Origin of the sequence: Marinomonas pontica (assembly GCF_026191375.1) — a bacterium.
Taxonomy (GTDB): domain Bacteria; phylum Pseudomonadota; class Gammaproteobacteria; order Pseudomonadales; family Marinomonadaceae; genus Marinomonas; species Marinomonas pontica.
On the sequence record NZ_JAODTL010000051.1, the window covers coordinates 76,406 to 87,811 of the forward strand.

12 protein-coding genes are annotated in these 11,406 nt (G+C 42.2%); 11 read left to right on the top strand and 1 reads right to left on the bottom strand.

Annotated elements, in window-relative coordinates; all coding sequences use genetic code 11:
* The first annotated feature begins 9 nt into the window (after positions 1-9).
* A complete protein-coding gene (locus N5P32_RS14525) occupies positions 10-351 on the top strand; it encodes a hypothetical protein (RefSeq protein ID WP_265729747.1) in 342 nt (113 codons plus the stop codon).
* On the opposite strand, the gene N5P32_RS14530 is transcribed toward N5P32_RS14525, so the two are convergent.
* Complete coding sequence (locus tag N5P32_RS14530) at positions 339-599, bottom strand: PP0621 family protein (protein ID WP_265729748.1); 261 nt, start codon at positions 597-599, stop codon at positions 339-341. The two genes, N5P32_RS14525 and N5P32_RS14530, sit on opposite strands and share 13 nt — an antisense overlap.
* A gap of 73 nt (positions 600-672) precedes the next feature.
* On the opposite strand from N5P32_RS14530, the gene N5P32_RS14535 reads away from it, so the two are divergent.
* From N5P32_RS14535 to N5P32_RS14580, 10 genes are all read left to right on the top strand, one after another.
* Entirely contained in the window at positions 673-2,310 is a 1,638-nt protein-coding gene (locus N5P32_RS14535; protein WP_265729749.1) for an NAD+ synthase, read from the top strand.
* On the top strand, positions 2,204-3,739 hold the full coding sequence (locus tag N5P32_RS14540; protein WP_265729750.1) for an FAD-dependent monooxygenase: 1,536 nt from the start codon (positions 2,204-2,206) through the stop codon (positions 3,737-3,739). Before N5P32_RS14535 ends, N5P32_RS14540 begins: the two co-directional genes overlap by 107 nt.
* 531 nt (positions 3,740-4,270) lie before the next feature.
* Entirely contained in the window at positions 4,271-5,053 is a 783-nt protein-coding gene (locus N5P32_RS14545; RefSeq protein WP_265729751.1) for a hypothetical protein, read from the top strand.
* A 92-nt stretch (positions 5,054-5,145) separates the two neighbouring features.
* On the top strand, positions 5,146-5,460 hold the full coding sequence (locus N5P32_RS14550; RefSeq protein WP_265729752.1) for a DUF6966 domain-containing protein: 315 nt from the start codon (positions 5,146-5,148) through the stop codon (positions 5,458-5,460).
* A gap of 111 nt (positions 5,461-5,571) precedes the next feature.
* Positions 5,572-7,761, top strand: coding sequence for an ATP-binding protein (locus N5P32_RS14555; RefSeq protein ID WP_265729753.1), 2,190 nt, complete (start codon positions 5,572-5,574; stop codon positions 7,759-7,761).
* A 108-nt stretch (positions 7,762-7,869) separates the two neighbouring features.
* Positions 7,870-8,472 carry a hypothetical protein gene (locus N5P32_RS14560; protein ID WP_217494965.1) on the top strand — a complete coding sequence of 201 codons (603 nt, stop codon included), beginning with the start codon at positions 7,870-7,872 and terminating at the stop codon, positions 8,470-8,472.
* A 44-nt stretch (positions 8,473-8,516) separates the two neighbouring features.
* On the top strand, positions 8,517-8,993 hold the full coding sequence (locus N5P32_RS14565) for a GNAT family N-acetyltransferase (RefSeq protein ID WP_265729754.1): 477 nt from the start codon (positions 8,517-8,519) through the stop codon (positions 8,991-8,993).
* Positions 8,994-9,123: 130 nt separating this feature from the next.
* The gene (locus N5P32_RS14570; RefSeq protein ID WP_265729755.1) at positions 9,124-10,089 is read left to right on the top strand and encodes a hypothetical protein; all 966 of its coding nucleotides are present in this window, start codon (positions 9,124-9,126) and stop codon (positions 10,087-10,089) included.
* A gap of 84 nt (positions 10,090-10,173) precedes the next feature.
* Entirely contained in the window at positions 10,174-10,596 is a 423-nt protein-coding gene (locus tag N5P32_RS14575; protein ID WP_265729756.1) for a GNAT family N-acetyltransferase, read from the top strand.
* 370 nt (positions 10,597-10,966) lie between these two features.
* A partial coding sequence (locus N5P32_RS14580) for a DJ-1/PfpI family protein (RefSeq protein ID WP_265729757.1) occupies positions 10,967-11,406 on the top strand: 440 nt, incomplete at its 3' end.

The following is an 11,406-nucleotide window of genomic DNA, read 5'->3' on the forward strand; positions in this document are numbered from 1 at the left end:
GAAAAGCAATTGGCGTCTTATCTGTGGCAGGGGCACGTAGCGGAGGTAACCGAGGAGCAAAGCCTATGGGCGGATTTTCAAAAAGCCTTGGTTTTGTCTCCCAGTTTTGCATTATCCGTGCTTAGCGAATGTATTGGGTTTTGCGATTTGCAAGTCATCTCTCAGAGCAGACTTGGCAAAGTGGTGACGCATCTTTGCGTTATCGTTGGGAACGTTATGAGTCGTTGCCAGATGAAGATGAGAGTTCGGCCACTTTTTATCGACTCTGCGCCACACAAAACCAGCAACAGTATCGCTGCTGGTGGTGGCAAGAAAATCGTTTGCTTTCGAACGGCTGGTCAGTGCTTCTGATTAAAGGCTTTCAAATGTTCAGCACTGCAAAATGGACGCGCTTCTTGGTCATGAATGGCATGGGAGCGCGGTGTAAAGGTTTGGCATTCTTCACAGCGAACCATATTTTCCTGATTCTCGTGTTGCTTAGTCGAATCCTGTTTTTTGGCTTCCGCTGGCGACTGACTGCGTTTAAACGCGATAAATTGGCGGTATAACCACCATCCAATAAAGAAAATAGCAACAAAAACGATCAAACGTACGATCATACACTTTACCTAGCTTGGGTTATTCCAGACAATAACGGGCATATTCTAACAGAGTTCATGAGATAGCAACTGTATGACATTACGAATTGCAATGGCACAGCTGGATATGCTGGTCGGTGACATCACTAAAAACACCCAATCCGTTATAGATGCGGCGAATCAAGCCCGCGATCACGAACGTGCCGATGTGGTGGTTTTTCCTGAGTTGACCTTAACGGGCTACCCACCAGAAGACTTATTGTTGCGCGCCAGTTTAGACCCACGTATTGAATCTGCATTGGCGAAGATATTAGCCGAAGTTCGTGACATTTATGTTGTGGTGGGATACCCGCGACGTATTGATGGCGAATTATTTAACTGCGCGGGTGTGATTTATCAAGGTCAATTGCTGGTGGAATACGCTAAGCAAAAGCTGCCGAATTTCCTTGTATTTGATGATAAACGTTACTTTAGCGAAGGCCGTGAAGCGGGACTTGTCGACATTAAAGGGGTCAAAGTCGGCCTCAGTATCTGCGAAGACATTTGGCATCCAGAGCCTATCGCACAAGCCAAAGCGGCGGGCGCTGAACTGATTCTTAACTTGAATGCTTCGCCGTATCACATTGAAAAAATGGGCGAGCGTGAAGCCTTGCTTCACCAGCGTGCGACCGAAGTGACTTTGCCAATTGTCTATGTGAACTACATGGGCGCGCAGGACGAATTGGTGTACGAAGGTGGCTCTTTTGTGGTGAACGCCAAAGGCGAGAAAATCATGCAAACGCCTTGGTTTGAAGCGGGTTTGTATTGCATTGATATGATCGTTGATGACAGCCAGCCTAACAAGGTCGAGCCTGTCGCTGGCGCGATTGCTCCTGCCTTGGGTGTGGAAGCCAGCGTGTACCAAGCTATGGTGCTTGGCTTGCGTGACTACATTACTAAGAACCGATTTAAAGGGATTGTGCTGGGTTTGAGCGGTGGTATTGATTCTGCTTTGTCTTTGGCGGTGGCCGTCGATGCCATCGGTGCTGATCGTGTACAGGCAGTAATGATGCCTTACACCTACACCTCGTCCATTAGCTTGCACGACGCCGAAGAAGAGGCCAACTTGTTAGGCGTGAAATACAGCGTTTTACCCATTGAATCCATGGTGTCTGCTTTTACCGACGTGTTAGCCCCAGAATTCGAAGGCTACGGCAAAGACACCACAGAAGAAAACCTACAAGCGCGTACTCGTGGCGTGACCCTAATGGCGATTTCTAACAAGAAAGGCTACATGGTGCTCACCACAGGCAACAAGAGTGAAATGGCGGTGGGTTATGCCACATTGTATGGCGACATGGTTGGTGGTTATTCCGTGTTAAAAGACGTCTTCAAAACCTTGGTCTTCAAACTTTGCCGTTACCGCAATACCTTGGGTTACGTTATTCCTGAACGCGTCATCACACGACCGCCTTCTGCTGAATTGGCGCCAGATCAAAAAGACGAAGACTCCTTGCCAAGCTACGATGTGCTCGACGAAATTTTACGCATGTACATCGAAGAAGACCAAAGCGCAGACGCTATTTTGGCGACCAATAAATTCGACCGAGATACCGTGTATCGCGTACTTCGTCTGGTTGACGTAAATGAATACAAACGTCGTCAATCGCCAACGGGTGTGCGTATTACAGCGCGCGGCTTTGGGCGTGATCGCCGTTATCCGATTACTAATGGTTGGCATATTGGTGAGTAATTCGTACTGGGCAGCGTGCCCTGATTGCAAAGGGCGGGGTAAAAAAAGCCGCCGGTTGCGCAAAAAAGTGCGATTGAATTACCAAAAAGCGTTGGACGCGTTTGAACAATCAAACGGCGATGGTGAGGCTCCTGACCGCCCCAAAGGGCATCTTGAGTCGTGTTCGCATTGTGCTGGGTCTGGGTTGGTTTCCAGCGCTTCATTTCCTGTTGCTAACACAGACAATTACCCTCATGTCGCGATTATTGGTGGCGGCATAGGTGGCGTTGCCTTGGCGGTGGCGTGCTTGCATAGAGGGATTCCTTTCACATTATACGAACGCGACAGCAGCTTTAATGAGCGCTCCCAAGGTTATGGTCTAACCCTGCAACAGGCGAGTAAGGCAATTGAAGGCTTGGGGATTTTTGTCTTAAAAGAAGGTGTTATTTCCACTCGTCATCTTGTTCACACCACACAAGGTAAAGTGGTTGCTGAATGGGGCATGAGGAAATGGTTGGCTTCGGCAGAATCCGGTGCAGCAAAGCGAACCAACGTGCACATTGCTCGTCAGGCGTTACGATCTGTCCTGCTAGAGCAGCTCGGCGATCAGGACCTTGTTCAATGGAATCATCAGTTAATCGACTTTACAGAGTCGGAGGATGGTGCGGTGGATCTGACGTTCCAAGTTGGCCATGATCGAAAACACGCGAAGGCCGATCTGGTGGTGGGTGCCGATGGCATTCGTAGCGCAGTGCGCAAGCAATTGATTGGTGAACAGAACACCCCGTTACGCTATTTGGGTTGCATTGTTATCTTAGGCATTTGCCCATTGAATGATCTCGACGGTATGGAAAGTGATTTATTGGATTCCGCTACGGTATTTCAGACCGCGAACGGCAATGAGCGAATCTACATTATGCCGTACACCGCAGATTCTGTGATGTGGCAGTTGAGCTTTCCCATGTCAGAAGATGAGGCCAAGCAACTAAACGCCCAAGGGCCACAAGCCCTTAAAGAAGAAGCGTGTCGCAGAACTCAATGGCATGATCCCATTCCTCAAATAATGACCGCGACTCATGCATCCATGGTGTCAGGTTATCCTGTGTACGATAGAGCATTGCTAACACCGGCGGATTTTAACCTGGCTGGCAAAGCCACCTTGATTGGCGATGCGGCACATCCAATGAGCCCATTCAAAGGGCAGGGCGCGAATCAGGCCTTATTAGACGCATTAGCCTTGGCCAGAGAGATCACTAAAGGTTGCTGGTCTTCGTCCGGTTGGCGTGAAAAGGGCATTCGTCACAGTGTATTAGCCGCCTATGAAGCGGATATGCTGGAACGCAGCGCGGTCAAGGTAAAAGACTCCGCCGCTGCTGCCGAATTTTTGCATTCAGAAATGGTATTGCATGAAAGTGACGAACCGCGAGGGCGGTATCTTAAGAAAGACTAGAGTCTCTAACTCAGCAAAAGCTAAGCGGGGTTGAGTTTCTTCCCCTTTCTTCAAGGGATTAGAATGGGGTTATTTTTTTGGGCTTCATAGTGAGCCACCAAAGAACGTAGGTCTGATGAGACGAGGCACGAGGCGTGATCTGACGCTGAAAGCGAAGCTTTCACATGTAGGTCGCGCCTTTAGGCCGACAATCAGCTGATTATGACTGTATATACAGTCTATTTTTGAAATAAACGCATTTTTGCGAGTTTAGCCATTTCAAATAAACTTGTTGTGCGCGTTTTGTACTGGTAGAAAGTAAAAAAGTTTCCTAATATCAATGAATAAGGATCTACCGTGTGCTCTTTTTTAGGAAATAACGCGCAGTGGATAAATGAAAAAACACGCATGCTCGTTTTTCCGGTTTTGATTTTTGCTAGCATCTCTATTAATGGCTTTAAAGTCAGAGGCTTACAAGGATATTAAGAAGGTTTTAAATATGTTTAAACATGCGTGCGGACTATTAAGATGTTAGCTTTCTTTGGAGATTAAGTGCCTAATTTAAAAATGACACTTCTAGAAAACTCAATAAGCTTTTTCTTGGAGTCTGTGAATAAGGCAATTCAGGCCGAATCAGACGAAGACAAATGGAAATTTGCGATACTGCTATTAGTGCAAGCAATCGAAACTAGCTTAAAAGAGCGCCTGAGAAGAACCAATGAAATATTTGTTTATTCGAACATAGATAAGCCGAAGCATACAGTAGATCTGGGCCTGGCGATTGAAAGGCTTGAAAAAATATCGAAAGTTAATTTAAAGCAACCTGATGTAAAGTGCATTAGGACTGCATCTGAGCTTAGAAATCAAATTGTTCATTTTGAGTTTGATCTTTCGATAGAGCAAATTAAGTCTAACTTTGTGAGTCTTGTTGGTTTTTATACATCGTTTTGTCGTGATCATTTGGATTCAGATATTGTTTCTCTACTTCCTCCTAAACTCCATTCAGAGCTGCTAAATCTTGATAGCTATATCGAAGAGCTAGAGAACAGAGCTTCCGAACGAATGGTCGCTGAAGAAATTCCAGATGATGAGGTATGGGAATGTCCAGCTTGTAAAAAAGATACATTTGTAATTCACGATGGTACAGATACTTGTTACTTATGTGGTCATTCTGAGCCAGTTGTTGAATGTGAGCATTGTCAGGCTCTTGAGTTTGAGGAAGGCCTTGAGCAAGTAGATTTTGGTAATATGAAGGGCTGGGAAAGCTATAAGGCTCTGTGTAAAGATTGCTTTTCCAAACTGGAAAATGAAAACCCTTATGAAGAGTATTATTGAGCAAAAGCTAGCAAACGCGTCAATTGGGACTGGTTTTCCGCTGGCGCTCCAAACCAGCTCATTACGCGGGTGTTAGCTGCCTGAAGGAAGTTATGTACGATAAAACTAGAAAAGATCTAATTCTGATAATTGTGTTGCTTGAGAAAGATGAAAGTCGTTGGTCACAGTTCTTTCAAAAGGCTTTGGCTGCATTTGATGGTGGTGAGTACCAGCGCTGTGCTGAGACTATACTTTCGGGTAGCGGAGGCATGGGAAGCCTTAATGATCTAGTTTTAGGTCAAACCACAGATAAAAATGGTAAGTTTCAGTGGAAACCAAGCCATGAAGAAATTAACAATCAACTTCAAGAGTTGCTTTCTTCATTGTATGCATTTGCGCAGGGTATGCGGCGTATAGCTAACAAGTAAAATTACTTGACGTCAAAACCGCCGCTTTGCTCTGGTTTTACCGCCCGTGCTTTAGGTGTTATAGGGCTGGGTGATAAATTCGGTCTTGGTGAATAATTAAAAGGATGTGTTATGGATAGCCTAAAAGTATACCTCAAAAACTGTTATGGTATTTCTTCATTAGATGAAACTTTTGATTTTTCGAGTGCCGGAGGAAAAGCTAAAGCTTACTCAATTTATGCTCCAAATGGACTGATGAAAACATCGTTCTCTAGAACTTTTGAAGCTTTATCAAAAGATGACCAGCCAAATGAAGAACGTTTTAATCGCCAGCCTACTTGTATTGTTAAAGTTGATAATATCGATATACAAAAGGAAAAAATATACGTTCTTAAATCTGAAATAGAAATTAGCTCCGACAACGAAGCCGTAACGAACATTCTTATTAATCAGGAAAGTAAAGCTAGATATGACTCATTAGTCTCAGATATTAATAAGTTGAAATCAAAGCTCGAAACATCGCTCCAGAAAAAGTCAAAAATAAAAAAAGATGATATCGAAAATATACTGAAAAATGACTTTCAAACAGATGATTTCTCAAAGGCAATAGAGTTAGCAAAAGGAGTTGTCATTGGCGAAGACCTAGAAAGCTTTATTTATAATGAGATATTTGACCCTAAAGCTATTTCAATATTAGAGAGTTCTGAGTTTTTATCAAAGTCCAATGAGTTTAATCAACGGTATCAAGAACTCTTTGATCAAGCAGGAACAATTTATACTCGCGGAATTTTTAACCCTGTAAAAGCTGATACTTCATTTAATACCTTAAATAAACAAGGGTACTTTGCCGGTGGGCATAAAGTTCATCTAAAAGGTGATAATTCTTCAATTGATTATGAAGAGCTCCAAGAAAAAATGAGGATTGTACATGAGTCAATCGACAGTGATGCTGAGCTTAAAAAATTAAGAAGCAACTTAGCTAAGAACGCACAAACGCAAGCGCTAATTACATTGTTGGAAAATATTTCTGCAACGGAAGTTGATTTGCTTTTACAAAATACAAAGCCTGAGAAGCAAGTAGAGTTCAAGAGGTGTCTATGGGCTTTTTATGTTCAAAACAGTCCAGATTCTGACGTATTCCTAGAGGCTTTTTCTGTCAATCAAGCTGAGTTACGTCAAATTGAATTGGACGCTGCTAAAGAAGCTCCGAATTGGTCTAAAGCTATAGAGCTTTTTAATAATCGCTTTGTCGATATGCCATTTACTTTATCATTATTCAACCAAGTTGAAGCTGCTTTAGGAAGAGATAAAGCAAAATTAAAGTTCACATTCAAAGATGGTGATGATCAAATAGACTGTACTAGAAGCGAAATAAAGTCTTTAAGTCAAGGGGAGAAACGCGCACTTTATCTTCTAAATTTTATCTTTGAAGTCGAAGATAGAAAAAGAAAATCAGCAGAGACCATTTTTATTATTGACGACGTTGCAGATTCTTTCGACTACAAAAATAAGCATGCTATTGTTCAATACCTTGAAGATATCTCTAAAATTGAACATTTTTCACAGTTAATTCTGACTCATAATTTTGATTTCTTTAGAACTTTGGCAAATAATTTTGTTCATCGTGAAAGATGTTTAATGGCTAGCAGAACTGAAAATGGTATAGCGTTTTCTCAAGCTGAAGGTATTAAAAACTACTTTATCGGAAAGTGGAAAAGAAACATAAATAATAGTGATTTTATCCTTTGCGCGACAGTACCTTTTACAAGAAATCTAATTGAATATATTAAAGGTGAGGCTGATCCTGATTACTTAAAGCTTACTAGTCTATTGCACTGGAAAGAAGATACAGATCAAATTACTATCGGTGATTATTATGAAATCTATAATCGCTTATTTAATACAAATTACCCGACTTACGATGCAAGCTCTTTCAAAGAGTTATTGTTTGTTAAAGCAAATGAAATTAAAGATAGAGCTGACCATGAGGGGCTTAATTTAGAAGATAAAGTGGTTTTGTCAATAGCTATTAGAATGAGAGCTGAAGTTTTTCTTATCGAAGAAATACGAAAAATAAAATCTGATGATACTTATTGGTGTGAATCAATGAATCAGTTTGGTGCTCTAATAAAATCCTATACAAAAGAATTGCCTGATAGTCAAGCTATCAGAACCCTTGAGAAGGTTAGTATTACTGTTAGCTCTAATATTCACCTTAACTCTTTCATGTATGAACCGATATTAGATTTGACTATCGAACACTTAATTACATTGTATTCAGAAATTTTAGAATTAGAATCTGCAGTGCCAGTTCCTCAATGAAGTGAACCCGCCCTATAATAAGACCTATAACAAGACCATTAAATTCGCTCGCTACGGTCGCCTGACGCTCGCGAGGATTATGGCGGCGTTATATGTAAGGAGTTAAACGTGTCGCCTCAAGATGTACAGTCTTTAGCTGAAACTTTAAAAATTATTAATGAAATAACGGCTTCGAAGCCAAACGAGTGGCTTCCTGTTTATGCCGCTCTGGGTGGTGCGGTAGCTGGTGCAATAGCCTCATTTTTCCCAACTTGGATTATGGAAAAACGTCGTGATGTGAACTTTTCCAGGCAAATCGAAAATTGTCTTCTAGCAGAAATAAAAGCTCTTGTAGAAATTATTGATCATAGAGGTTACCTCTTAGCCATTGAAGAGACAGTAACCTACCTGAGAACACAGCCAGAAGGCGTATTATGCACTTTGATTGTAGATGTTCCTCCTCACTATTCGAGGGTGTATCAAGATAACTGCAAAAATATTGGTGTCATCATAAATGGCAAAGCGTCTGAAATTATCACTTTCCATCAATTAATCGACGCAGTTGTTCAAGATATTAAGCCTGACGGAGCTTTTAGTTCTGGAGCTACGCTAGATACCTTTGAAAAAATGCTAAAAATATTCGAGGAAGCTTTGAGTATTGGCAGGAGTCTAACCAAAACACATAACAAATCAAGCCAGCAGGACACCAGCGAAGCTGGTGCCTCTGCTTGAAGCGTCATGTTTCTATCACTGTTCAACGTAATCTGGAGATTTAATTGATTAACCTAAGGAAAATGAGAGTTGAAGAGTATCCTGCTTATTGCGATTATTTTATCGCTGATTATAGCCAAGAAATCGCTCAAAATAATGGTCACTCGATTGAAATCGCCACTGATTTAGCTCATCAAAATCTAATTAGACGTTTTCCAAATGGTCTTGAGACCAACGAACATGATTTAATGTGTATCGAAATAGATTCGGCTAATTCTTTAAAAGTTATTGGTTATCTGTGGCATTCTATCAAATCGAGTGATGTATCAACGTTCATTTACGATTTCTATATTGCAGACGAATACCGTGGTAATGGTTATGGAAAAAAAGCTATCAGCCAACTTGAAAAACTTTTGGTTTCTGCTGATATTAATCAAATTAAGCTTAGAGTTGCTTATCAAAATCAACAAGCATTAGCTCTGTACCAAGAAATTGGCTTTACGATTTCTGGCTACAATATGTCAAAGAAATTAGTGGGTTAAATAAAAAACATAACAGATTGCTGGACGCAGAATTGATACAGTTGTCGCGGTTTTTGCTAAGAGAAAAGGCAGAAAAACAGCACCAACTTACTCGCCGGTGAGCGCGGCGTTATATTTTTAAGGAAGTGCAATGCCACAATGGTTGTTAAGTAGGCTTTTCGAGGCAAAGGATCAACCTAAGCCAACTTTTGCCATCCAGGGTACTATCAATTGGATGAGGGCATTAGCCGAAATTATTAATAGCAATGAGTTTTCAGATGAAGGGATAAAGTTAGTCTTTGGCAAGGTGCAAAGACGTGCTCGGAATGAGTTGTCGGACACCATAGTCTTTGAAAATATGTTAATGGCATACCACAATCTTGCATCCTTAAATGCGCTAGATTCAGATGTAACTCATAAATATGATATCTGTCGATCCGCGATTATTTCTTGGTACTACGCCACCTACTTTGCTGCAAGTGCTATGGTTGCGGCATCTTCAGGATCAAAACAAGAAACACATACTGCAACAGCAAAAGCTTGGCACGTCGATTTCGCTGAGAAAAGTCTGCTCGTCTATCCGTTTAATCTTTATCTTTCAACTCTAGTTAAGAAAGACGTAGACGAAAAAATTAGTGAATTACGCAAAGGCAATAAAATTGATTTAAATACATATGCTAAAGGCTTAGACGATGCGAAGGGCGCCTGCATTAGCTACTTGAGTGGCACAGCCGACTATAGAAAATGGGAAGCTGAAGAGCGCATTAAGAGTTCGAAACAGTTCAAAGACCTTAAAGTTGATAACTTCAGAACCAAAGCAGCAAGAGAGCTACGAGACAATGAGCTCAGGAGGGGACAAGTAAATTTCCTCTTTCAGGCATTCCGCTATCGGGGTAAAGCGAATTATAGAGATTCGATCTTCTTATCGTATGGTAATAGTTACGAGGAGAAGATGGATCAATTTATTAAAGACCTTCAAGTTGTCACTGAAGGTTTTATGCGAATGGCTTCGATATACTGTCAGAAGAGGGTGGCAAAGGGAGATTGGGAATTGTTTGTAAGCGATTTGGAAGAAAATACGAGATTAAGTCTTGGTGCGGAAGTGTTCAAAAGATAACAAAGCGTGGCATGCGGATAAATTACTCGCTGCGCTCCCAGTTTATAGGTGAGCGCGGCGTTATAATCTATGAGGAAACGTCAAATGGAATACATCATCAGATCAGCTTCAGAATTGGATGCCAGCGGTATCAATAAAGTCTCAGAACACCTTGGCTATTCTCAGTTATCCTCCACTGAATCCACCACAAAACTCCAAGAATTGCTCCATTCTACTCAAGACCAAGTATTTGTAGCGGAGTGGCAAGGTCAAATTATTGGTTGGCTACATCTTTTCTATGCTAGACGTCTTGCATCTGACAACTTTTTTGAAATTGGTGGTTTAGTTGTTTCCCCTGAAAGTCGCGGTCACGGTGTTGGTCGAGCATTAGTTCAATATGCTCAAGCTAAAAATTTAGGTAAGTTCAGAGTACGTTGTGACGAAAAGAGGCTTGATGCGCACAAGTTTTACGAAAGTATCGGGTTTAATGTCAAGAAGGTTCAGTGCGTGTTTCAAGGGGACTCATAACAAAGCGTTTGAGTGGTGCCAAAGAGGAAATAGGTTCCCGCCTTCGCGGGAATGACTGGGAATACAGAGCGTTTGAGTGGTGTTAAAGAACAACCCCATCCTCCGCCTTCCCCTTGGAAGACAAAAGGGGAAGGGACTTAGCTCTGTTCCATCGAGCGGAATCAAAGCACGACTTACAAGATGAAAGCTTCGCTTTCAGCGTCAGATCACGCCTCGTTCCTCGTCTCATCAGACCTACGGTTTTTGGTTCCCAAAAGGGTAAGGGTTCAATGTAATAACCCATTAATACCTTTTTGCTTTCTCTAGCTGTTACAACATAGGACGTTTTAATCAAAACAGGAGAAGGTGTCATGTCTAATAAAAAATCTTAATGATCACGGGTGATTTCACGGAAGATTACGAAACTATGGTGCCGTTTCAGGCGTTGATGAGTGTGGGTCATACGGTGCATGCGGTGTGTCCAGATAAGAAGTCTGGCGATACGGTGGCGACGGCGATTCATGATTTTGAAGGCGATCAAACTTATACGGAGAAGCCGGGGCATCGTTTTGCGTTGAATGCGACTTTTGCGGATATCAAGGCGGAAGATTACGATGCCTTGGTGATTCCCGGTGGGCGAGCGCCTGAGTATCTTCGTTTGAATAAAGCTGTCGTTGCTATGGTTAAGCATTTCTTTGATGCCAACAAGCCTGTGGCGGCGGTGTGTCATGGTGCGCAGTTGTTGGTGGCTGCAGGTGTTTTGGAGGGCAGGAAGTGTTCTGCGTATCCTGCTTGTCAGCCAGAGGTGGAGCTTGCGAAGGGGAGTTTATG

Excerpts from the sequence above, each read along its gene's own strand:
- N5P32_RS14570 (WP_265729755.1), top strand. The coding sequence starts at position 9,124 with ATGCCACAATGGTTGTTAAGTAGGCTTTTCGAGGCAAAGGATCAACCT.
- N5P32_RS14550 (WP_265729752.1), top strand. The coding sequence starts at position 5,146 with ATGTACGATAAAACTAGAAAAGATCTAATTCTGATAATTGTGTTGCTT.
- N5P32_RS14555 (WP_265729753.1), top strand. The coding sequence starts at position 5,572 with ATGGATAGCCTAAAAGTATACCTCAAAAACTGTTATGGTATTTCTTCA.
- N5P32_RS14535 (WP_265729749.1), top strand. The coding sequence starts at position 673 with ATGACATTACGAATTGCAATGGCACAGCTGGATATGCTGGTCGGTGAC.
- N5P32_RS14530 (WP_265729748.1), bottom strand. The coding sequence starts at position 599 with ATGATCGTACGTTTGATCGTTTTTGTTGCTATTTTCTTTATTGGATGG.
- N5P32_RS14540 (WP_265729750.1), top strand. The coding sequence starts at position 2,204 with ATGAATACAAACGTCGTCAATCGCCAACGGGTGTGCGTATTACAGCGC.
- N5P32_RS14575 (WP_265729756.1), top strand. The coding sequence starts at position 10,174 with ATGGAATACATCATCAGATCAGCTTCAGAATTGGATGCCAGCGGTATC.